23 protein-coding genes are annotated in these 22,418 nt (G+C 60.2%); 17 read left to right on the plus strand and 6 right to left on the minus strand.

What is annotated here, in order from left to right:
- Positions 1 to 52 precede the first annotated feature (52 nt).
- Entirely contained in the window at positions 53 to 1,180 is a 1,128-nt protein-coding gene (locus tag ACK6D9_RS10665) for an ATP-dependent DNA helicase (RefSeq protein ID WP_412051647.1), read from the plus strand.
- 91 nt (positions 1,181 to 1,271) lie between these two features.
- On the opposite strand, the gene ACK6D9_RS10670 is transcribed toward ACK6D9_RS10665, so the two are convergent.
- The 3 genes from ACK6D9_RS10670 to ACK6D9_RS10680 all read right to left on the minus strand — a co-directional run bounded on the left by ACK6D9_RS10670 (position 1,272) and on the right by ACK6D9_RS10680 (position 4,744).
- Positions 1,272 to 2,111 carry an outer membrane protein gene (locus ACK6D9_RS10670; protein ID WP_322989708.1) on the minus strand — a complete coding sequence of 280 codons (840 nt, stop codon included), beginning with the start codon at positions 2,109 to 2,111 and terminating at the stop codon, positions 1,272 to 1,274.
- Positions 2,112 to 2,328: 217 nt separating this feature from the next.
- Complete coding sequence (locus ACK6D9_RS10675; protein WP_412051648.1) at positions 2,329 to 3,573, minus strand: cation:proton antiporter; 1,245 nt, start codon at positions 3,571 to 3,573, stop codon at positions 2,329 to 2,331.
- Positions 3,574 to 3,820: 247 nt separating this feature from the next.
- The gene (locus ACK6D9_RS10680) at positions 3,821 to 4,744 is read right to left on the minus strand and encodes a LysR family transcriptional regulator (RefSeq protein ID WP_412051649.1); all 924 of its coding nucleotides are present in this window, start codon (positions 4,742 to 4,744) and stop codon (positions 3,821 to 3,823) included.
- A gap of 120 nt (positions 4,745 to 4,864) precedes the next feature.
- Here ACK6D9_RS10680 and ACK6D9_RS10685 point away from each other — a divergent pair, with 120 nt between their 5' ends.
- The 12 genes from ACK6D9_RS10685 to ACK6D9_RS10740 all read left to right on the plus strand — a co-directional run bounded on the left by ACK6D9_RS10685 (position 4,865) and on the right by ACK6D9_RS10740 (position 15,403).
- Complete coding sequence (locus tag ACK6D9_RS10685) at positions 4,865 to 5,557, plus strand: hypothetical protein (RefSeq protein WP_412051650.1); 693 nt, start codon at positions 4,865 to 4,867, stop codon at positions 5,555 to 5,557.
- 259 nt (positions 5,558 to 5,816) lie between these two features.
- The gene (locus tag ACK6D9_RS10690) at positions 5,817 to 6,491 is read left to right on the plus strand and encodes a spermidine synthase (RefSeq protein WP_322989712.1); all 675 of its coding nucleotides are present in this window, start codon (positions 5,817 to 5,819) and stop codon (positions 6,489 to 6,491) included.
- 112 nt (positions 6,492 to 6,603) lie between these two features.
- Positions 6,604 to 7,269 carry a DNA-3-methyladenine glycosylase I gene (locus ACK6D9_RS10695; protein WP_412051651.1) on the plus strand — a complete coding sequence of 222 codons (666 nt, stop codon included), beginning with the start codon at positions 6,604 to 6,606 and terminating at the stop codon, positions 7,267 to 7,269.
- Between the two features lie 336 nt (positions 7,270 to 7,605).
- The gene (locus tag ACK6D9_RS10700; RefSeq protein WP_412051652.1) at positions 7,606 to 8,634 is read left to right on the plus strand and encodes a tellurite resistance/C4-dicarboxylate transporter family protein; all 1,029 of its coding nucleotides are present in this window, start codon (positions 7,606 to 7,608) and stop codon (positions 8,632 to 8,634) included.
- Positions 8,631 to 9,020, plus strand: coding sequence for a hypothetical protein (locus ACK6D9_RS10705; protein WP_412051653.1), 390 nt, complete (start codon positions 8,631 to 8,633; stop codon positions 9,018 to 9,020). The genes ACK6D9_RS10700 and ACK6D9_RS10705 overlap by 4 nt, the downstream gene beginning before the upstream one ends.
- A 218-nt stretch (positions 9,021 to 9,238) precedes the next feature.
- Complete coding sequence (locus tag ACK6D9_RS10710; RefSeq protein ID WP_412051654.1) at positions 9,239 to 10,747, plus strand: methyl-accepting chemotaxis protein; 1,509 nt, start codon at positions 9,239 to 9,241, stop codon at positions 10,745 to 10,747.
- 258 nt (positions 10,748 to 11,005) lie between these two features.
- A complete protein-coding gene (locus ACK6D9_RS10715; RefSeq protein WP_412051655.1) occupies positions 11,006 to 11,281 on the plus strand; it encodes a hypothetical protein in 276 nt (91 codons plus the stop codon).
- Between the two features lie 91 nt (positions 11,282 to 11,372).
- On the plus strand, positions 11,373 to 12,116 hold the full coding sequence (locus ACK6D9_RS10720) for a pyridoxine 5'-phosphate synthase (RefSeq protein WP_412051656.1): 744 nt from the start codon (positions 11,373 to 11,375) through the stop codon (positions 12,114 to 12,116).
- Positions 12,117 to 12,247: 131 nt separating this feature from the next.
- Positions 12,248 to 12,742: a hypothetical protein gene (locus tag ACK6D9_RS10725; RefSeq protein WP_412051657.1), complete on the plus strand. Its 495-nt coding sequence runs from the start codon at positions 12,248 to 12,250 to the stop codon at positions 12,740 to 12,742.
- Positions 12,743 to 12,988: 246 nt separating this feature from the next.
- Complete coding sequence (locus tag ACK6D9_RS10730; protein WP_412051658.1) at positions 12,989 to 13,672, plus strand: TetR/AcrR family transcriptional regulator C-terminal domain-containing protein; 684 nt, start codon at positions 12,989 to 12,991, stop codon at positions 13,670 to 13,672.
- Between the two features lie 172 nt (positions 13,673 to 13,844).
- A complete protein-coding gene (gene ilvC, locus ACK6D9_RS10735) occupies positions 13,845 to 14,864 on the plus strand; it encodes a ketol-acid reductoisomerase (RefSeq protein WP_322990134.1) in 1,020 nt (339 codons plus the stop codon).
- Between the two features lie 233 nt (positions 14,865 to 15,097).
- Entirely contained in the window at positions 15,098 to 15,403 is a 306-nt protein-coding gene (locus ACK6D9_RS10740) for a hypothetical protein (protein WP_322990135.1), read from the plus strand.
- Between the two features lie 199 nt (positions 15,404 to 15,602).
- Here ACK6D9_RS10740 and ACK6D9_RS10745 read toward each other — a convergent pair whose 3' ends face one another.
- Together ACK6D9_RS10745 and ACK6D9_RS10750 are read right to left on the minus strand one after the other, a co-directional pair.
- The gene (locus ACK6D9_RS10745; RefSeq protein WP_412051659.1) at positions 15,603 to 15,842 is read right to left on the minus strand and encodes a DUF6552 family protein; all 240 of its coding nucleotides are present in this window, start codon (positions 15,840 to 15,842) and stop codon (positions 15,603 to 15,605) included.
- A gap of 97 nt (positions 15,843 to 15,939) precedes the next feature.
- Complete coding sequence (locus ACK6D9_RS10750; protein ID WP_412051660.1) at positions 15,940 to 16,644, minus strand: SDR family oxidoreductase; 705 nt, start codon at positions 16,642 to 16,644, stop codon at positions 15,940 to 15,942.
- A 109-nt stretch (positions 16,645 to 16,753) separates the two neighbouring features.
- Between ACK6D9_RS10750 and ACK6D9_RS10755 the strand changes: the two genes are divergently transcribed.
- Entirely contained in the window at positions 16,754 to 17,635 is an 882-nt protein-coding gene (locus ACK6D9_RS10755) for a LysR substrate-binding domain-containing protein (protein WP_412051661.1), read from the plus strand.
- On the opposite strand, the gene ACK6D9_RS10760 is transcribed toward ACK6D9_RS10755, so the two are convergent.
- Positions 17,632 to 18,870 (minus strand): PLP-dependent aminotransferase family protein, encoded by a 1,239-nt coding sequence (locus tag ACK6D9_RS10760; protein WP_412051786.1) that lies wholly within the window; start codon positions 18,868 to 18,870, stop codon positions 17,632 to 17,634. The two genes, ACK6D9_RS10755 and ACK6D9_RS10760, sit on opposite strands and share 4 nt — an antisense overlap.
- A 376-nt stretch (positions 18,871 to 19,246) precedes the next feature.
- Between ACK6D9_RS10760 and ACK6D9_RS10765 the strand changes: the two genes are divergently transcribed.
- From ACK6D9_RS10765 to ACK6D9_RS10775, 3 genes are read left to right on the plus strand one after another with little or no spacing between them, the layout of a single operon-like run.
- The gene (locus ACK6D9_RS10765) at positions 19,247 to 21,613 is read left to right on the plus strand and encodes a putative monovalent cation/H+ antiporter subunit A (protein ID WP_412051662.1); all 2,367 of its coding nucleotides are present in this window, start codon (positions 19,247 to 19,249) and stop codon (positions 21,611 to 21,613) included.
- 1 nt (position 21,614) lies between these two features.
- Positions 21,615 to 22,034, plus strand: a complete 420-nt coding sequence (locus ACK6D9_RS10770; RefSeq protein WP_267651978.1) for a Na(+)/H(+) antiporter subunit B — start codon at positions 21,615 to 21,617, stop codon at positions 22,032 to 22,034.
- Positions 22,034 to 22,411: a Na+/H+ antiporter subunit C gene (locus ACK6D9_RS10775; RefSeq protein ID WP_412051663.1), complete on the plus strand. Its 378-nt coding sequence runs from the start codon at positions 22,034 to 22,036 to the stop codon at positions 22,409 to 22,411. The genes ACK6D9_RS10770 and ACK6D9_RS10775 overlap by 1 nt, the downstream gene beginning before the upstream one ends.
- Positions 22,412 to 22,418: the final 7 nt, after the last annotated feature.

Here is a 22,418-nt window from a genome sequence, read left to right on the forward strand (position 1 = left end):
TCAAGCTGCCGATCGGCCACGACAGAGGCAGCCGAATCTGCCATGAGGGGGCATGAAATTCTCTCCGCAACAAGATGAGGCGCTGAAAGCCGTCTCGCGTTGGCTCAAGGATGGGCGCACACCGATCTTCCGGCTGTTCGGCTATGCCGGCACCGGCAAGACCACGTTGGCCAAATATTTTGCCGATAATGTGGATGGCGAAGTGCTGTTTGCAGCCTTCACCGGTAAGGCTGCCCAAGTGCTGCGTGCCCGCGGCGCCAAGAACGCACGCACCATCCATTCGCTGATCTACCGGCCCAAGGGCGAGGAAGAGGTCTCCGACGAAGAAACCGGCAAGACTACTGTCTCGCCGTTGTTCTCGATCAACCGGCAAAGCCCGCTGGCCCAGGCAGCGCTGATCATCATCGATGAATGCTCTATGGTCGACGAGGCGCTGGGCAAGGATCTGATGAGCTTCGGCACGCCGATCCTGGTGCTGGGCGATCCCGGGCAATTGCCGCCGATTTCCGGCGGCGGTTATTTCACCGAGCACGAGCCCGATATCCTGCTCACCGAGATCCATCGCCAGGCCCGCGATAACCCGATCATTGATCTCGCCATGCAAGTCCGCGAAGGCCGCGAAATCATGCATGGTGATTATGGCACCGCCCAGGTGATCGGCAAGAATGACGTCGACCGCGACATGGTGCTTGAAGCCGATCAGGTGCTGGTCGGCACCAACCGCACACGGCGGCGCTACAATCAGCGTCTGCGCGAGCTGAAGGGTTTTACGCAAGCCTTTCCACAGTCCGGCGACAAGCTGGTGTGTCTGAGGAACGATCCCTCCAAGGGTCTGCTCAACGGCTCGCTCTGGCAGGTCATGACCTCGTCCAAGGAAACCGTCAAACCTGGCATCAACCTGCTGGTCAGACCCGAAGACGATGACATGGACCGCGGCTCTGCCAAGATCAAGCTTCTCAAAAGCGCTTTTGATGATCCCGACCTCGAAGTGCCGTGGCAGACCAAGAAGCGCTATGATGATTTCGACTACGGCTATGCGCTCACCGTCCACAAGGCCCAGGGCTCGCAGTGGAATTCCGTCGTCCTGTTCGATGAAAGCTACGCTTTTCGCGAAAGCCGTGAGCGCTGGCTCTATACGGCGATCACCCGGGCCGCCGAGCGGCTGGTGATTGTCAGGTAAGGGGCGCAGCCTTTTGGCAGATGCGGTGAGATTCAGTGACCACCCTGTTCTGCAACCGCGCCCCGACGTTTGGGTTTCGTCTACGGATATATTAATTGAGTGCGTAACGCAGGCCGGCCCGGATCTGGTGAATGTTGAAGCCATGATCGCGAACCTGAGCGCCGGTTGCGCCAGTGGCCTGATCGGCGGCATCATACTTGAAGGCGTCGCCACCAAAGATGTGCATGAAGCGATAGCCTGCATCAAGTTTCAGCCGGTCGGTGAGGTCGTAAGTTGTGCCGACCATAAGTGCGGTAGCCATACGCAGACTGGATATGCCTTCCTGTTGACCGCTGTAGGGGACATAGGCCGCAGGACAACGCGGGCAGACTTCCTGCCCGGTCAGGGTTCCGTATTCGACAAATGCGGCGCCGACGCCTGCCCCGAGATAGGGACGAAAGCCCCCCACTGACTCCAGGTCAACATAGGCATTGGCCATTGCTGTCCAGACATTCGCAGTTGAGCTGTCATCATAGTGGCAGTCGGACGGAAACGGCAGAGCGTGCTGCGGATCGGATTTGATCATCAGCGGGCATTCGGTTTTGCCGGCAACCTTTGTGCGGAAGAAATCCAGCGTGGCGTCTGTTCTAACGTGATCGTTGATCTGATAGCCGACACCGACGCCAACGGAGGCGGTATCACGCAATTTCAGCGAGTCGAAACGATAGGTATCGTCAATTCCCCGAACGCCGACGAACTGGTTCCAGAAATCCCATTCGCCTTCGGCTTCCTGGCTTTTGGAATAGCCGACGTCGCCCCGCAAATACCAACCGGATGTAGCCTGAACGACCGGATATTCGACATAGGTGGGGGGAGCAAGGTCAGCTGCCTGGGCCGGTGCGATCATGGCTACAAGGCCCATCGCCAGAATTGTGTTCATGAGAGGTTTCATGGTGATCTCCATCGTTGTGACACCTCGGCGCAGCCGCACCAATAAGCGGACGTCGTATCAGTATCTCCAATGGATACGCCCTTATGGTAAATAGCTGCTTAAAGTGAGACCCGGTCCGGTCGGCGAGTGCTTGAAGCAGTATCGTTTTATGGAAGTATAACTGCCCGCCTCACACAGATTGTGCAGGTTCTTCGCATTCGGTGGCTTTTGGCCTGGCTCACTCTTCTTTCAGACGGTCCATGGCCCAGCCGACGGTGAACCCGTGCAGGACTGTCGATATCAAGATGACGAGAGCGATCAGCGACCAGAGCTGGGCCTCGTTGATGAACTCGATATGGCTTCCCGCGTAGCACAAATAGTAGATCGAGCCGATGCCGCGAACCCCGTAGACGGAAACCACCGCTCTGCTGCGGCTGTCGAGGTTTGTCTTCGACAAGGCGATCCATCCCGATAGCGGGCGGATCACCAAAATCAGCAGGATGGCCACGACAAAATGCGTCCAGGTCAGATCGGCAAACAGGATCGGCAGAACACTGCCGAGCGCGATCAGCAGCAGCGCAGTCAGCGCGTGCTCGATAGATTCGGAGAAATCGTGGAGCTGCCGGTGGAAACGGTGCTCTTCGTTGATCCGCCGCAGCGTCAGCCCCAGAACCGCAACCGCGATGAAGCCATAGCCTTCGATCAGTTCGGTCGAGCCGTAACACAACAGCACGCCCGCCAGCGCGATGACCCCGGACCCGGTTTCAGCCAGAACCGCTCCTTTTGGCACCTTGAAAAGGATGAACCCCAACAGCCTGCCGCCGACCCAGCCCATACCGACCCCCAGCGCAATCCGGTAGATGATATCACGCAGGAACCAGTCGACGGCCCATGTCCCGGGGTTGAGGCCTTCGGCAGCGACGATCAACCCGAGATAGACGAAGGGAAATGCCAACCCGTCGTTCAGACCCGCCTCTGTGGTCAGAGTGAAGCGAACCGGGTGCTCAGCGCCTTCATGCGGCGGCCCGACCTGAACGTCGGCTGCCAGCACCGGATCTGTTGGCGCCAGCACCGCGCCCAGCAATATCGCGCCGGCCGCTGTCAGCCCTACAACACCAATCCCCAGCAAAGCGACGGCCAGAATGGTCAGTGGCATCGCGATCGCCAGCATCCGAAACGTCGGTTTCCAGCGTTTCCACGGTCGCAGGTTGTCGATGCGCATGCCAGCGCCGAACAGGGCCACGATCACGGTCAGTTCACTCACCAGTTCCCAGGGCAGGGGCACTTGGCGCGGGTCCGGCAGCGTCGGCAAGCCCGGCATCAGCAAGGCGGCCCCAGCACCGAACAGGATCATCAGTGGCGCTGATGCCGGTTCGCGTTTGGAAATCAGCCGTGGCAGCCACCGCGCAACGATCACGATGATGCCGATAACGGCGAGGGCTACGTGATAGGAATTCAGTCCGAAGAATGGTTCGTGCTGCAAATTTTGATCCCGTGCAGAAGTTCGACGTTCATTATCTACAATGAAAAGCGCTCAGCGAACAGTTTGCCGAAAACCGTACGCCAAGTCCAAGCAATGTTGGCGCGTCTGTACTGGGGGCTATGCGGGAAAGCTTCGCTATGGAATGGCGCGACTGTAACCGATGCAACGCAATGTAACATGGCCCGGTTGGATGCCACAACGCTCGATGCCAGCGTCGAACTGTCGTCGACGTGCGACGGGCATGCCGTCACCTATCCTGCCGCACGCCCCATTTTTCACGGGTCTTGGGATTGAGCTCGATCAAAAACTTCTCGAATACCTTGAGCTTTTTCGGTTTCAGCCGGTGGCGCGGATGGACAAGGAACATCTCGTTGCTGCCCGGCCGCACCGCGTCCAGCACAGGAACCAGGGTTCCGGCGCGGACCTCGTGGTAAACCAGATAGCTGGCAAGCTGAATGATGCCCGCGCCGCGCTTTGCCGCCACCACGGCTGCCGCCGCGGTCTCGAATGCCACACGGCCGTGAACCGGAACTGTTGTTACTTCTCCCTCGATCCGGAACCGCCAGGGAACCACCCGGCCACTGATTGACGAGATGATCGGAATGCACTGGTGCTGCGCCAGATCCGCAGCTGAGACCGGGCTTCCATGGGTGGCGAGATAGTGCGGCGCGGCAACCGTCATCAACGGTATCCGGCCCAACGGGCGGGCGACAATGTCGATGGCGGGCAGGGTGCCGATCAACACTGCGGCGTCGATCTGCGCGCCGACAAAATCAGGCACTCCGTCGCGTGACAGGATTTCCAGATCGACCTGCGGATAGGCGGCAAGAAACCCTAGCAAGGCCGGCGCCAAGGCAAGCGTGGTCAGTCCCGCCGGGATCTGCACCCTGAGTCGTCCACGCGGCTGGCGCTCGGCAGAGCCGACTTCGTCTTCCAGATTTTCCACCGCCTCGGTGATGGCGCGTGCCTTGTCGAGATAATACTGACCGTCTTCGGTCAGCCGCAGGCTGCGGGTGGTGCGCTCGATCAGTTGCACACCAAGATACCTTTCCAGCTCCGTGAGCATCGCGCTGGCGCCGCCGCGCGACAGCCCCAGGTCAAGGCTGGCAGCGGTCAGGCTGCCACGCTCGGCCACCCGCAAAAACACCTTCATTGCGCGGATCTGATCCATGGATTGTCTCGAATTTCAGGACACTCAATCCAAAGCGGATCGGTTTTTCAAGTAAAATATTTTGGCTATGTGGCGCTCCATTCAACAGCCGGACCTCCGGCAAACCAAGGAGACCACCCGATGAATGCCCATTCCAAACCGATTGCTTCAACCGAAGAAAAGGAAGACCTCTATTACGCTGTTCACAAGGGCCTGAGGCTTGCAAACGCCCGGATGCTGATTGCACTGGGGCAGTTGAACCCGTTTGACGATGACGCGGTCGCCTCCACCATGCGGCAACTGTCCGATCACATTGCCATGGGCATGAGCCATCTCACCCATGAAAACCTCGAGGTTCATACCGCCGTGGACCAGCGTCTGCCCGGTGCGTCCGATCATGCCGGCGAAGACCATGAACACCATGTTGCAGCCTTCGATGAACTGCGCGTGCTGGCCAGCGAATTGGTTGCGGCGGACGAGGAACGTCCGATCTGGTTACGCAGGCTTTACCAGCGGTTTGCCTTGTTCGTCGCTGATGATTTCAAGCACATGCATGAGGAAGAAACCGGGATCATGCCGCAGATCGAAGAGCATTTCTCGGCAGACGAAATTACCGGAATTCGCGAACGCATTGTGCACGCCGTCGCACCTGAGATGATGGTGCTGTTCACCCGCGCCATGCTCGGCGCTGCCAGCCGGCCCGAACGGATCGGCATGGTGGATGGCATGCGCGCCGGAATGCCAGAGGGCGTATTCCTCGGCTTGATGGCTGCCGTGGTAGGCCATCCCTGGCAATCGGGCGACTGGATGGAGCTGGAGGCCGCATTATGCTGATGCGTACTGTCAGAAACCGCAGACCGGCTGCCCAATGCCCTCGAATGTCGACCGGCAAATGCCTGGGCTGCCCCTTTTGCCTCGCGAGTGGAAGGGTGGGAACCGGCAATGCGGCAAGCCAAGCCGCCGAATGAGATTGCCGGGGTGGCCGGTGCCGCCCCGGTAATTGTCCGTTGTTTCGTTCTTCGCGCATCTTCGTTTTCGGCTGTCTGGCGTGTTATGGGGTGGCGCCAATGAAACCGATGCGATGGAATGTGCGATGATCCCCTGGATCCGACTGGATGCCGTAACACTCGACGACGGGGTGGAACTGCGGCTGATGCAGCGAGGCAGCGAGTTCTCGATCATGCTCGGGTCCAACGAGCTGATGAACAGCAGGCTGAGCGGCTCGGAAGAGGCGCTGGCTGATCTTGCTGCGGCCAAGCTTGAGGGCAGGGCGCAGCCAAGCCTGCTGATCGGTGGGCTCGGCATGGGCTTTACCCTGCGCGCCGCGCTCAAGGCTCTGGATCAGAGTGCTCGTATCACCGTCGCCGAACTGGTGCCTGCCGTCATTGAATGGGCGCACGGTCCGATGGCGCCGGTGCTCGGCGATTGCCTCGCTGACCCCCGCGTCAGCCTGCATGAGGGCGATGTAGGCGCGCTGATCCGTGCCGACAGGGGCGTTTGGGATGCCATCCTGCTCGATGTCGACAACGGCCCCGATGGTCTCACCCGCCAGGGCAACGACGCGCTCTATTCAGCCCAGGGGCTGGCGAGCGCCTATCTGGCGCTCAAGCCGGGCGGGGTCTTCTCGGTCTGGTCTTCGGCGCCCGATGCCGCCTTCACCCGACGGCTCAAGCAAGCGGGCTTTACCGTCACCGAAGTGCCGACCCGCGCTAGAACCAAAAAGCGCGGCGCACGGCACATGATCTGGGTTGCCGTCAGGCCTGGCTGACGCGCCAGGCGTCTGGACATTGCTGCGCGTGCGGATCGGGACGTGGCGCCCTCGCCAACCCGCAGCGGCTGGGATAATCTTGCAGCAATGCAAGACAGACAGGTGAGGCAGCATGCGCGCGTTCGACGAGATTTTCGAGATTGCGGCCAGCCGCAAGGGCGGCGCCGAGGCGCTCAACGCGATGCTGACGCCGCCCAAGCCCGCCGCCGAGCTGGCAGCGATCCCCGACGACCGCTGGCTGGCAACGATGACCCGCTGCGTATTCCAGGCGGGCTTCAACTGGAAGGTGGTCGACAACATGTGGCCCGGCTTCGAGGCCGCTTTCGATGGTTTCGACGTCGGCCGCTGCGCCATGCTCACCGACGAGGATTTCGAGCGGCTGGTCTCCGACAAGCGGATCATCCGCAATGGTGCCAAGATCCGCTCCGTGCAGGAGAATGCGATCTTTGTTCAGACGCTTGCGGCGCAAGCCGGAAGTGCCGGCAAGGCCATCGCCGACTGGCCGTCAACCGACTTCATCGGCCTGCTCGAACTGTTGAAGAAACGCGGCAGTCGGCTCGGCGGCACCTCGGGTCAATATTGTCTTCGCTTCATCGGCAAGGACAGTTTCATCCTGTCGCAAAGTGTCGTCGCCCGCCTGATCGCCGAGGGCGTGGTCGACCGTCAGCCGACCTCGAAGAAGGCGCTCGCTGATGTGCAATCGGCCTTTAATGTCTGGATGCAGCAATCCGGTCGATCGCTGACCGACATCAGCCGGGTGCTGGCCATGAGCTTGTAGCGCTGCCAAATGCCTTCATATCGCGCCGGCGCGTCAATCAGCCCCATCTGGCCGAATTGTCGGATCGCGGGAACTATTACCCCGTCGGATAGACAAGGGTTGCCGATCAGATGCATCGGTTGGTTCTTGAAAACTCAAGTTAAATTGCGATGTGGCATGGTCGCACACGCGCCTGCTCGCCTCCCTTTTGGTGCACCGGGCAGGGAGCTTGTCCGGATCTCGCGGTAGCTTGCCCGGATGCCTGCATAGCGCATAAAATAACCGGTACGCAGCCGGGAGGAAAAAGTCTTGTCCCTAGGGCCTAACACACAACAATGGCCCTCGGCGCTAAGTCGCATGCGGCATCCTGATCTGACAACGTTGTCGCCGGCCTATTTCGGCATGGTAATGGCAACGGGAATCGTTTCGCTCGCGGCCAACCGGATCGGCCTTTCACTGGTGGCCTGGGTTTTGTTCGCTGTTGCGCTCACCGCCTATCTGGTGCTGTGGGGATTGACCATCGCGCGCATCATCCGGCACCGCGTGAGCTTCTTCAGGGACATGATCGACCACCTGCGCGGGCCAGGCTTTTTCACCATGGTTGCCGCGTCCAGCATTCTCGGCAGCGAATTCGTCATCCTCGCCCACAACGCAAACGCCGGTTTCGCCTTCTGGTGGGTCGCCGTGATCCTGTGGTTCGGGCTCACCTACACGATCTTCACCGCGCTCACCATCAAAGAGGACAAGCCGTCACTTGCTCAGGGCATCAGCGGAGCCTGGCTGTTGGCGGTGGTGGCCACCCAGTCGATTGCCGTGCTGTCGTCGCTGCTGGCCGCCGAGGTTGAGCAACCCTACCGGCTCGACCTCAACTTCCTGGCGCTGTCGATGTGGCTGTGGGGCGGCATGCTCTACATCTGGATGATGTCGCTGATTTTCTACCGCTACACGTTTTTCAAGTTTTCGCCGAGCGATCTGTCGCCGCCCTACTGGATCAACATGGGGGCGATGGCGATTTCGACACTGGCCGGCTCGCTGCTGATCATCAACTCCGAGGGTGCTCCGTTCCTGCATTCCATTGTGCCGTTCATGAAGGGGTTTACGGTATTTTACTGGGCCACCGGCACCTGGTGGATCCCGATGCTGGTGATCCTCGGGATCTGGCGCCACGGCTACAAGCGCTTTCCGCTGACCTATGATCCGCTTTACTGGGGGGCGGTGTTCCCGCTCGGCATGTATGCGGTCAGCACCTTTGAGATGGCCCGGGCCCTGGATTTCGACTTTCTCGACAGTCTGCCACTGGCATTCGCGTGGATTGCGCTGGCGGCATGGATGCTGACCTTCTGCGCCTATCTGGTGACGTTGTTTCGTGCTGGAAAAGCCATATGAACATCCAGCCACGGCCGCCTGCCCCCTTCTTGCCGGTGCTTGCCTACATCTTCGCGCCGGAAATTCGCGCCTGGTACGGCAACGCCAGCCTCGCAACCGTGTTCTGGTTTTATGGTGTTCTAACCAGTTCCACCCTGATCCTGTTTTACGCGCGTTTGGTCTATCTCAAGATGATCGTGGCGGAACAGGTGCTGCTGCTTTTGCTCGGACTCTATACGGTCTGGATTCTGGTCTCCATCTGGCGCTGCTCGCGAGACGAAGACAGCGCCTGGGCGCAACTGGCGCGGTTCCTGACGGTGGCCTGGGCCGGCAATGCAGCATTGGTGCTCGTCTTTCGCCAGATCGAACTGCTGACGTTTTTCGTTGGGTTGTCCGGCGGCAGTTAGGGTGTGGATGTCAGCATGCTCTTCCACGGGTTGAAATTTCTCCGCGTTTTACGTCGATAATTCAGAAATGAGCTCTTTCAGGGACGAAATCAATTAAGTTTACCAAGCATTTACCAGGCACTTAATATCTAGGCCGGGAGCCATCAGGGCTCGCCAACAGGTCTTAACACGGCGGATGATCCGCATAGTTTAAGACAGAGACACGAGATCGTGCAGCCATGAACCGAGACACCGTCAAAAGCAACGACATCGCCCGGAAGCTCCAGTTCGTGGGTCTGGATGAAACCCAACGCCAGGCGCTGTCAGCCCTTAAGCCGATGATTGACGAGATGGTTGGCCCGGCTCTCGACAAGTTTTACGACAAGGTCCGGGCGACCCCGGAAACAGCCCGCTTTTTCCGCGATGATGACCAAATCAGTCATGCAAAATCCATGCAGCAGGGGCATTGGTCATTGATCGCCTCGGGCGCATTTGATCAGAATTATGTCGATGCGGTCACTCGGGTTGGCAAGGTGCACGCCAGATTAGGGCTTGAGCCGAACTGGTACATTGGCGGCTACACCCATATTCTCGAGGCCTTGTTGACGGGCATCATTAGCAAGAAGCTCGGCGGCTTTGGTCGCACCAGGAAAGTCCAGGAAACCGGTCGTGATCTGTCGGCTGTGGTCAAGGCGGCGCTGATCGACATGGATTACGCGATCTCCGTCTATCTTGAGGTCCTTGCCCATGAGCGTGCCGAGGTCGAGATGGAAAGAGCCAGGGCCAAGGGTGAGCAGGATGCCGCCTTGGGCGCGCTTCAGCAAGCACTTGTGCGCATGGCCGATGGCGATCTGAGCGCCGGCATCACCGAGCCTCTGGCTACTGAATTCGATGGACTCAAGGAGAATTACAATGGCTCCATCGCCAAGCTGAGTGAGACCTTTGCGGAAATCATTGGTGCCACCCGCCAGGCTGTCTCCGATACCCGTGAATTGTCCGGCGCCACCGACGACATGGCCCGACGAACCGAACAACAGGCTGCCGCGCTTGAGCAGACTGCTGCGGCAATCGAGCAGATCACCACGATCTCGAGCCAGTCGGCCGATCGCACCGGCGAGGCGCGCCGGGTCGTCGAACAGACCTCCCAGCAGGCTACCGATTCGGTCAAGACGGTTGAGCAGGCGGTAGACGCCATGGGCAAGATCGAGCAATCCTCGAAAAAGATCACGCAGATCATCACCGTTATTGACGAGATTTCCTTCCAGACCAATTTGCTGGCGCTTAACGCCGGCGTCGAAGCGGCGCGCGCCGGTGAGGCCGGAAGAGGGTTTGCCGTGGTTGCCCAGGAGGTCCGAGAACTTGCACAGCGCTCGGCTGCTGCCGCCAAGGAGATCAAGGAACTTATCGAGACCTCCTACAATGATGTGGTGCATGGTGTTTCACTGGTCAACAAGACCGGCGAAGCTCTCGACAGCATCGGCGGTCAGGTGCGTGTCATCAGCGATCATTTCGTTTCGATCTCGCAATCCGCCCAGGAACAGGCCGCAGGCATTGCCGAGATCAACCAGGCAGTCAGTTCGATGGATCTGATCACCCAGCAAAACGCCAGCATGGTGGAGCAAACCAATGCCGCCACACATAACCTGCTGCAGATTAACCAGAACCTGGCCGAGCTGACCGGGCGTTTCACGGTGTCCGGTCAAGCCAGTGCATCTGCCGGGTGGAACCACACCGACAGGGCGGCCTGAGCGGTCCCGCCGCCGGCTTGAAGCGGGGCCGGTGGCCCCGTACCGCGGTAGGCACAGATTGCCGGCTTCGCATTCGTTTAAACCGGCGGCGAGGGCGGAGCGATTTCGTTCCGCTCCGCAAGACCTGCTTCCGCCAGGACATACCTTTACTGCGCAGTCTGTGGAAAACCTGCCGGGCCCACACCCCGGTCAGGTGGCAAGTTTTTTAAGACTGTAGGCGTAGTATCCAGTCAGACCAGCTGAACAAGGATCCAGCCCATGCGCAACCTCTTGCCACTCGCCGCGATGCTGGCTGCCGTGACGATGGCGGCACCCGCCTACGCGCTTGATTTGGACCAGATGCTCAAGCAGGTTTTTGGCTCATCCGACCTCAAGGATCTGGGCCTGCCGTTCTTTGCCCTGCTCGGTGTCGTCGTGGTGCTGTTCTTCTGGAATGCGTTGCGGATCGGTAAACGTCGGCAGAAACGCATGATCGAAAACTACCATGGACAGCTGCAGGATTATTCCACCCGGCTCAAGCGCGGCAAGCGCTGAGGCAAGGCCCCGGGCCTGTTTGTGAACCGGGTTTCGGGTTGCCCGCTTCGGTGCTAGAGAGATATCATTCTTCCACCGAACCGGTTGTGTCATGTCCGCCAAACTCTCCGTCAATCTCAACGCCGTCGCCATGCTCAGAAATCGCCGTGATCTGCCTTGGCCGAGTGTCACCGCACTGGGGCGGATCGCATTGGAGAACGGCGCCCACGGCCTGACCGTTCATCCCCGGCCTGACCAGCGCCACATCCGCTTTTCCGATCTGCCGGCCATCCGCGCACTGATCGATGACGAGTTTCCCAACGCCGAGTTCAACATCGAGGGCTATCCGACCGATGCGTTTCTCGAACTTGCCGAGGCCAACGAGCCCGAGCAGGTGACCCTCGTGCCGGATGATCCCACGCAGGCCACTTCCGATCACGGTTGGGATTTCGAAGGCAAGGGAAACTATCTGCGCTCCGTGGTCCAGCGGTTGAAGAAGCGCGGCGTGCGGGTGTCGTTGTTCTGCGATCCCGATGCCAGCCGCGCAGCACTGGAAGCCGCCAAGGCCACCGGCGCCGACCGCGTCGAATTCTACACCGGTCCCTACGGCGGAACCTATGACGATCCGGCGCGCGCCGCCGAAGAACTGGCCAAGCTCGAGGCCGCCGGCAGGATCGCTTACGAACTGGGCCTCGGCGTCAATGCCGGCCACGATCTCACCGTCGAAAATCTGCCTGCGCTGGCCCGCGCCATTCCCGACCTGTTGGAAGTTTCGATCGGTCACGGTCTGACTGCCGACGCATTGGAATACGGAATGGCAGCAACTGTGCAGCGTTTCATCAAGGCTTGCGGCTGAAACTCCGGCCAGCGGGGCTAATGATAAGACGAGCCTCGGCTGTAGCGCCAATGGCTAATGCCCTGCGACCCAGACTTGAAATCGTGGCAAGGCTCGGTCAGAAAAGCGTCATCGCTTTGACCGGGGACAGAATGAGTCGGACCAAAACCATCGCGCTTGCCGCCGTACTTGCCCTGGCGGGCTGTGTCGCACATCCAGGCTCCGGCACCCATCCTGCCACATCGGCGCGGGCCTCGCTGGTCGATCCCGACGCGGTGCTGCCGCCGCAGGTGCTGTTGCGCGAGGATACCGTTACCGCACTCACCCACAACCGCAGCCAGAGCCGGCTTGCCTATGTCGGGGTCTGGGCGGTGGATGCCGACCATTGCGCGATGATGGACCAGACCAGTTTCGAGGGCTTTGCGGTGATCACTCCCGACAGCCTGCGCCAACCGGGTGAAACCTGCAGCTTCGAGCCCGGCGCGCCGGGCGAAGGCAGCGTTCGCCTGGAGGCAAGCTGCACGCGCAACCGCAAGATTTCGAACCGGCCAATCCTGGTGGAGATGCTCAACAGCCAGAGCATGGTGCTTTCAAACGACGCCGACCGCCCCGGCACCAGGATGATCCGCTGCCATCTGCAGCGCTAACGCATGGCATGCTCAGACGGAAGGCATGCGGCCCGTCGGGTTGGCTGAAAGCTGCCGCCCACCGCGTCGGACGGCTTGAGTGACCGATACGCATCGTTCTGCGCCGTCCTTCTTGTGGATCAGCAGGTTAATATCTGATGGCGGGCACCGGTATATTAAGAGTGGTAGACTCGACGACGAGCAATTTTGGTTGTGTGAATTAACTTGCCTTGACACTGTACCGAACGGTACGGTACAGCATGACGCATGAACTTGTCCCTTGTCGCAGACCCTGCTCCCAAGCAGACCGCAGCGCCTGCTGAGACCGCCTCCGGCGCCTCAGCGGGCGAGGGTCTGTCCGAGCGTCAGCAGGAAGTGCTTGATGCGGTGCTCAAGCTGATGGTGGCCGAGGGCGACGGGTTTTCAGTGGCTGCCGTGGCCCGCGCCGCCAGTTGCTCCAAGGAAACCCTGTACAAATGGTTTGGCGACCGCGACGGTCTTCTCACCGCCACCGTGCGTTGGCAGGCCTCCAAGGTGCGGACGCCGAAATTGCCGCAGGACCAGCTGACGCGCGACAGCCTCAAGGCGGCACTCACGGGCTTTGCGACAAGCTGGCTCACGGTGATTACCAGTGACCTGTCGATCGCGCTCAACCGCGCTGCCGTTTCCCATGCAGGCTCGGGCAAGAGCCGGTTGGGCGAAATCGTCTTGACCAACGGACCGATTGCGATGAAACAGCGGCTCGAGCCGGTGTTTCTGGCGGGCAGGGCGGCCGGGCTGTTAAGCTTTGACGATGTGGGAGAAGCTTCCCGCGCGTTTTTCGGTCTGGCTGTGGCGGACACGCAGATCCGCGCGCTGCTCGGCGAAGACAACCGCCCCGGTGCAGCGGAGATCAAAACCATGTCCGCCAGGGCGGCACAGCAATTCCTCGGCCTTTACGGGCAGGGGTAGGTAGAACAGCGCATCCCGAAAAACGGGAACCGGTTTTCGGACAAGATGCGCGGCATTGGAAAATTTGGAGCGGCAATTCGATCTTCAGGAATTGCTGCTCCGGAAATTGGCGGCAGGCAAGGTGCCTGACGCCGGCATAACAACGAACAACGTGAACCAACGGGAGTGTCTCATGCGCGTATATTATGATCGCGACGCCGATCTCAATCTGATCAAGTCGAAAAAGGTAGCCATCATCGGTTACGGATCCCAAGGCCGGGCGCATGCGCTCAACCTCAAGGATTCGGGCGCCAACAATGTCGCCGTCGCCCTGCGCGAAGGCTCGGCCACGGCCAAGAAGGCTGAAGCCGATGGCTTCAAGGTGATGAGTGTTGCCGAAGCTGCCGGATGGGCCGACCTGATGATGATGGCCGCTCCCGACGAGCTGCAGGCCGACATCTACAAGGACCACATCGCCGCCAACATCCGTGATGGCGCAGCCATTGCCTTTGCTCACGGCCTCAACGTGCATTTTGGCCTGATCGAGCCGAAGTCGACCGTCGACGTCGTCATGATCGCCCCCAAGGGCCCTGGCCACACCGTGCGCGGCGAATACCAGAAGGGCGGCGGCGTGCCGTGCCTGATCGCCGTTCATCACGATGCTTCGGGCAACGCCCATGAACTGGCTCTTTCCTACGCCTGTGGCGTCGGTGGCGGCCGTTCCGGCATCATCGAAACCAACTTCCGCGAAGAGTGTGAAACCGACCTGTTCGGCGAACAGGTTGTTCTCTGCGGCGGTCTGGTCGAGCTGATCCGCGCCGGATTCGAAACCCTGGTTGAAGCCGGTTATGCACCGGAAATGGCCTATTTCGAGTGCCTGCATGAGGTCAAGCTGATCGTCGACCTGATCTATGAAGGTGGCATCGCCAACATGAACTACTCGATCTCCAACACCGCAGAATGGGGCGAATATGTCTCCGGCCCGCGCATCATCACCTCGGAAACCAAGGCTGAAATGAAGCGCGTTCTTGCCGACATCCAGACTGGTAAGTTCACCTCCGACTGGATGCAGGAATACAAGGCTGGCGGCTCGCGCTTCAAGGCCATCCGCCGCATGAACGATCGTCACCAGATCGAGGAAGTCGGCGAAAAGCTGCGCGGCATGATGCCGTGGATCAAGGGTAACGCCCTGGTCGACAAGGAAAAGAACTAAGCCTCCCAAGTTTTGGAGCAATGAGAAAGGCCGGGGCGCAATCCCCGGCCTTTTGTCATCTCCGGCTGGTGGCCCACCCAGTGGTCACTTCGATGGTTTGTGGCGTGACTGCTGTAGTCACTGGCAAAAATATCGAACGATTATTGGCGGCTGGCCGGAACCAATTCCGGCGCAGGGCATTCTATCTCCGTAATCAACAACCAGAGGCTCACGCCTTGCTCGAGGAGATCAAAATGAAAAAGATTCTTGCTGCTACCGCCATGACAATGTTCTTTGCCGCCGGTGCAATGGCCCAGACCAACGCCAATAACACCCGCACTGAACTTGACGCTTATGCTAACGGCGACACTGCTGTCTGGGACATGATGATGGATGAAGAAGGCATGGACCGTGATGACGCGGATTTCCAGGCTCGCTGGGATGGCGCCACGCCTGAACAGCAGACTGCTCTGAAGGACGCCTGCACCGCAGCTCAGGAAGCCAAAGCCGAGTTCTCCGACATGGTTGCCAGCCGTTGCAAGACCGCTACCGGCAACTAAGATCTGCACTACCTGATCTCGCATGAGACCAGTTGAGCCAGTCGACATCCTCCCGTCGGCTGGCTCATTTGCGTTCAAGGCATTGGCTTTTCGCGGCGGCCGTCATGAAGGCCCATATATCTCGTTTGCGAGACATCGTCCCCGCCCCAACTCTCCTCCAGCCATCTGCAAATGATTGCGGGCCACCAACGCGCGGCGGTCAGCTTGCCGACATGCCGGCGATCATCGCCGCCAGCGCCACGATGTGGATCAGCATGATCGCCTTGTCGTTCCACAACACGCCCACGGCAAACCAGCCGAACACACCGACCACGAACAGATACAGGTTCCACGGCGTAAAGCCGAAGCCGGTCGCCGTGTAACCGAGAATCTGGATGATCGACGCGGCCCATTTGACAGCAAAAGCAATTCGATCATTCGATACTACCGCGATGGTCATGGTCTGGTGTTCCTGGTGCATAGGCGTGCCAAAGCCTGCCGGATCAGATCCGGCCCGGCAGATGAGTCAATTTAGTTAAAGGCGTTTTGGCCGCCGATCACACCGATCGGGTGAGTCCGCCATCGATGCGCAAATTCTGACCGGTAATGTAGGCGGCGTCATCGGATGCCAGATAGGAAATCAGCGAAGACACTTCGCGGGCGTGGCCATAGCGGCCCATCGGAATCCGTGCCTTGCGGTCCTCGGTTTCAGGCAGCGAGTCGATGAAGCCCGGCAGCACATTGTTCATGCGGATGTTTTGCTCCGCATAGCGATCAGTATAGAGCTTGGTAAAGGCCGCGAGACCGGCACGAAACACACCCGAGGTCGGAAACAGCGGATCGGGTTCGAACGCCGCGAAGGTGGAGATGTTGATGATCGTGCCGCCGCCCTGGGCTTTCATGTGCGGGGTGACCAGCCGGGTAGGGCGGATCACGTTCATCAGATAGACCTCCATGCCCTTGTGCCAGTCCTCGTCGCTGATGGTCAGGACATCGCCCTTGGGGCCGTGGCCGGCGGAATTGACCAGCACATCGACACGCCCCCATGCCGCAACGGCCTTGTCGACAAAAGCCTTGAGCGCGTCCGCATCGAGGTTGGATCCGGTATGACCGATACCGCCGAGTTCTTCGGCCAGCGCCTCGCCCTTGCCCGACGAGGACAGGATGGCGACCTTGAAACCATCGGCTGCCAAACGACGCGCCGCGTCCGCGCCCATGCCGCTGCCGCCGGCGGTGATCAATGCAACTTTCTGTTCGCTCATGTTATCTCTCCTTGAAAATCTGCCCTAGTGGTACTGCCCGGCAGGGACGTTGACCAATCATGATTTCTCACTCAGACTGTAGAAAATCTACTGTCATCTGGAGCGCATCATGCGTCTGCCCAATCTCAATGGCGTGCGCGCCTTCGAATGTGCCGCCCGCCATCTCAATTTCCGCCTTGCTGCCGACGAGCTCAACCTGACGCAAGGCGCCGTCGCCCAGCAGGTGCGCAAGCTCGAGGGTTCGCTCGGTCAAAAACTGTTTGTGCGCAAGGCGCGCGGGCTGGAACTGACCGAAAGGGGAGAGCTCTTCGCCAAGGCTGTACATCAGGCGATGGGCCTCATCAGCACCGCCACCGAACAACTGATGCCAGCGTCGCGCAGTGTGGTTTTGAGCGTGCCGCCGTCATTCGCGAGCATGTGGCTGATGCCGCGGCTTGCCGAATTCGAGGCCCGCTATCCCGACATCGACCTGCAGGTTCTGGCCTCGGAAAAAATTGCGGATTTTGACGGTGATGGCGTTGATCTGGTAGTTCGTCAGGCGGCGCCGCCTTTTGCCGCCGGGCTCAAGTCGGTCCTGCTTGCGCCGCTCAATCTGGTCGCGGTCGCCAGTCCCGCCTATCTGCAGACCGCACCGCCGGCCAATGCGATGGAAGATTTTCGCGCTCACCGCCTGCTCGAAGATGGCCACCGCCACTGGCTGCGCCTGCTCGGCACCGATGAAGTGGCTGGCCCTGCCGCACGCGTGTCACGCTTCAACCAGACGGCGCTGGCCATCGGCGCCGCCCGCGCCGGCCGCGGTGTGGCAATTGCCCCCCGGGCGCTGATCGAACCGGAAATCGAATCGGGCGAGCTCAAGGTGGTTTGGCGCGACGAGACGAAATCACCCGCCGGCTTTTATGCCGTGGGGCTGATCCGCCCCGGTCACGCCATCAGAGACCGAAACCGTCTGGCAAGCTGGCTCAGCGAACAGTTCGGGGTGGAGTGGAATTAGGCGGGCGTTTCGCCGCCGCTGATCACCCGTCCCAGCCGCTTGATGCCCTCGTCGATCATCGTCTCATTGGCGCAGGAGAACGACAGTCTGAGCGTGTTGGCGCCGGAGCCGTCGGCGAAAAACGCCTTGCCCGGAACAAACGCGACGCGTTCGGCTTTCAGGCTTTCGGCCAGCAGCGCCGCGCCATCCATGTGTTCGGGCAGGGTGACCCAGATGAACATGCCGCCATCGGGCTTGGTCCAGCTCACGCCCTCGGGCATGTAGGTGCTCAGCGCCGACAGCATCGCGTCGCGGCGTCCCTGGTAGGTCTCGCGGATCTTGGCGACCTGGGCCTCGAAGCCATCGGAGGCCACTGTGTGGATCGCCATCTGGTTGAGCGTGGCCGAATGCAGATCGGCAGCCTGTTTCATCAACACCAGTTTGGAGATTACCGGTTCGGCGGCGCAAACCCAGCCGACGCGCAGGCCCGGCGCCAGCGTCTTGGAAAAGCTGCCGCAATAGATCGTGCGGGTGGCGTTGATCGAGCCCGACCGGGCAATGTCGAGCGCCAGCAGTGGCGGCACCTCGTCGCCCTCGTAGCGCAGCGACTGATAGGCCGCATCCTCGATCACGGCGATGTCGAGTTCGGTGGCAAGATCGAGTATCCGTTCCCGCGCCGAGGCGGGGAGGGTCTCGCCGGTGGGATTGGCGAAATCGGCCGAGGCATAGGCGAATTTCACCTGACCGCCATTGGCACGCGCTGTCTCGCGGTAATCGGCAGCCGAGCGGTTGCCGAGCGGCGTGAGGCGGTCGTAATAAGGCTCATAGGCATTGAACGCCTGCAGTGCGCCAAGATAGGTCGGCCAGCCGACCAGCGCGGTGTCGCCTTTGGTAAGAAATAACTTACCTAAATAATCCAGCGCCTGTTGCGAGCCCGAAGTGATCAGGATGTTGTCGGCGGTGCAGGGCACCCCGAGCGAGGCCATCCGGGTGACCAGCCAGTCGCGCAACGGCCTGTAGCCTTCGCTGACCGAGTATTGCAGCGCCGCACCCTTGCTGTCGCCTGAAAGCGCCGATGTCAGTGCCGCACCAAAGGCTTGCGCAGGAAACAGCGCCGGGTCGGGAATGCCGCCGGCAAACGAAATCACGTCCGGCTGGTCCAGCAGCTTGAGAAGCTCGCGGATTTCGGAAGCCTTCATCCGTTCGGCCCGCGTGGCGAACAGGTGTGGCCAGTCGAGCCCCGGCGCGATATCCATTGCGCCTGCCTGATTATGCGATGCGGTGCTGCTGTCGGCGGCCATGCCCTGATCTCCCTGGAAGCTTAGACGAAAGCATGATCACGAACGTTCAATTGTGTCAATAATGCTGACCTATTGCCGTGGCCGCCAATCAGGCCATTCCGCATTGATTTGATTCCCGGTGGTACGCTCGAAAAACGAGCCTATGAAGAGGCAGTTATGCGCCAAATCATCACAGTTTCTGCTCAATTTGAAATTTTGCATTCCCATTCGGCTGCTTTTCCCCCAGTAAAGGCAATCATTGTCTTGTCGTGGCCCTTGGTCGCGATTAAGTGACGTTAACAACAAAACCGCGCCAAGTGGTTTTTCCAGATGCCTCTCCCGGGGAAATTGAATGAGCGCCGCCGCGCCAGGTACGACTTTTATTGTGTTGATGTTGCCGTTTCTCGCGGCGCTTGTGGCTCCGTGGCTGACCCGAAAGTTGGGACATAATGCGGCCTGGTTGCTGGCCTTGGCGCCACTGGCGATCTTCATCCATTTCTTGGGCTTTTCTGCTGAAATTGCCAGGGGCGAGGTTGTCACCGGCGGCTTCAAATGGGTGCCGTCCTACAATGTCAGCTTCTCCTGGCTGATTGACGGCCTGTCGATGACGTTCGCGCTGCTGATCTCCGGCATCGGCGCGTTGATCATGCTCTATTCCGGCGGCTATCTCAAAGGCAACGCCCAACTGGGCCGGTTCTTCTCCTTCATGCTTTTGTTCATGGGGGCGATGCTCGGCGTCGTCATCTCCGACAGCTTCCTGATGCTGTTTGTCTATTGGGAATTGACCTCCATCACCTCGTTCCTGCTGATCGGTTTTGATAACACCCGCGAGGCCTCGCGCCGCGCAGCATTGCAGGCGCTGGTCGTGACCGGCGGCGGCGGACTGGCGCTGCTGGCGGGCCTACTGGTGATCTGGAACATCACCGGTGTCAGCCAGATTTCGCTGCTGCTGACACTCGGCGATGATCTGCGCAACAGCCCGTTCTATCTGGCCGCGCTGCTGCTGGTTCTCGGCGGCGCATTTTCGAAATCGGCGCAGTTCCCGCTGCATTTCTGGTTGCCCAACGCCATGGAGGCGCCGACCCCGGTGTCGGCCTATCTGCATTCCGCCACCATGGTCAAAGCCGGCGTCTATCTGTTGATGCGGCTCAACCCGGTGCTGGGCGATACGTTCTGGTGGGAAACCATCCTTCCGATCTTTGGCGGCACCACCCTGATCGTCGGATCGCTGCTCGCCATCCGCCAGACCGACATCAAGATCATGCTGGCCTATACCACCGTTGCCTCGCTGGGGCTGATGGTGATGCTGACCGGCTTTGGCTCCGAACATGCGATCGCTGCCGCCGTGCTCTATCTGCTGGCCCATTCGCTGTTCAAGGGTGCGCTGTTCATGGTTGCAGGTCTGATCGACCATGGAACAGGCACGCGCGATGTCACCCGGCTTGGCGGATTGCGCAAGGCGATGCCGATCACCTTTGTCGCCGCCATGATCGCCGCCGTGTCGATGGGCGGTCTGCCGCCGATGTTCGGCTTCCTTGCCAAGGAAGAAGTCTATGCCGCGCTGTGGGCGGCCGATGCCTGGTCGCTGTTCTTCGTTGCCGTTGCGGTAATCGGCAACGGGCTGATGTTCGTGGCCGGTTTCGTGGTCGCCATCAAGCCGTTCTTCGGCCCGGTGGTCAAAACCCCGAAACATGCCCATGAGGGGCCGATCCTGCTGTGGCTAGGACCGCTGACGCTCGGCATCGTGGCGCTGGTCGGCGCGCTTGCATCGCCATTTGCCCACCACCTGTTCACCTCGCCCATGACCAGCGCGGTTGTCGGCGAACCCGAAACGGTGACGATCTCGCTGATCCCGCATATCGGTATGCCGCTGGCACTGTCACTTGTCACCATCGTCTTCGGCATTGTCGTCTACCGGCTGTTTGACCGCGCCCGCGACATGGTCGCCCGCGTGCTTGCCGCCTTCGGCTGGGGACCGGACCGCGGCTTTGACCAATTCATTTTCGGTCTGGTCCGGTTTTCGTCGTCCATCACCCGTGTGCTTCAGCCGGGCCGGCTCGACATCTACATGACCGTGACCTTCATCATGATCGCCATCGCTTTCCTCGGCCCGATGGCCTGGTATGGCGAATGGCCGTCTATGCCGGTCTGGCCAAAGGACGCGCAGTTCCACGAGTTGGTTGTCATCGCCATCGCCTTCATCGGGATTCTCGCCGTGATCAACGCCAAGGACCGGCTCACGGCGATCGTTTCGCTGGGTATTCAGGGCTTTGCCGTGGCGCTGATCTTCATGCTGTTCGGCGCGCCCGACCTGTCGTTCACCCAGTTCATGGTCGAGACCCTGGCCGTTGTCATCCTCGCTCTGGTCATGACCCGGCTGAAACTGACGGCGGTCGATCATCGTCCGACCCGGGAGAAGGTGAGCGACATGAGCGTGGCGCTGGCCTGCGGGACAGGCTTCGCGCTCTATCTGCTGGCAGTCACCCAGCAACCCTTCAACTCCTATCTGAGCGATTTCTTCTCGGCCTATTCGAAGGTCGTCGCCCACGGCGCCAATGTCGTCAACGTCATCATCGTTGATTTCCGCGGCACGGATACTTTGGGCGAGATCGCCGTGGTCATGGTCACCGGCCTGGCGATCCTGTCGCTGATCCGCATTCGCACACCGCGTGTGGTGGTCGCTGATAATGATCCCGACCGGCGCGAGGAGGCTGGCTGACATGCGCACCGTAATATTCCGCTCGATCGCCCCTTATCTTACCAGCCTGATGGTGCTGTTTTCGATCTTCGTGCTGCTGCGCGGCCATAATGAGCCCGGTGGCGGCTTTATCGGCGGCCTGATCGCAGCCTCCGCGCTGGCCATCTACGGCATTGCCTGTGGTGTCGCTCCGGTACGCCGGGCGATCTATTTCCATCCGATGGGTATCGCCGCCTTCGGTCTGTTCATGTCGGCCATGTCGGGTGTGCTGTCGATGCTTGCCGGCGTGCCATACATGACGGGGCTCTGGATCTATCCGAAACTGTTTGGCGTGGAAGTGCCGTTGTCGACCGTGCTGACCTTCGATATCGGCGTCTATCTGGTTGTCGTCGGCGCCATCAGCTCGATTGCCCTGGCGCTAGAAGAAAGGGACCGCGACTGATGGAACCGATCTTTGCCTTGCTGGTGGGCGCGTTGTTTACCGTCGCCATCTACCTGTTCCTTTCCAAGCACATCATCCGTGTGTTGATGGGCGCGGCCATCCTTAGCAATGGCGTCAATTTGCTGATTTTTACCACTGGTCGGGTTACCCGCGAAGTGCCGCCGATCATTCCGGGCGGTGCCGACACTTTGACCGGCGCTGCCGCCAACCCGCTGCCGCAGGCTCTGATCCTGACGGCGATCGTGATTTCGTTTTCATTCTTCGCGTTTCTCCTGGTGCTGAGTTACCGGACCTTTCATGTGCTGAAGACCGATGACAGCGACAAGATGCGTGTGGCCGAACCGGTGGGTGAGCCGGTGCCGCCATTGCGTTATTAGGAGAGTG

Origin of the sequence: Hoeflea sp. Naph1 (assembly GCF_046837775.1) — a bacterium.
In the GTDB taxonomy this organism is placed as follows: Bacteria; Pseudomonadota; Alphaproteobacteria; order Rhizobiales; family Rhizobiaceae; genus Hoeflea.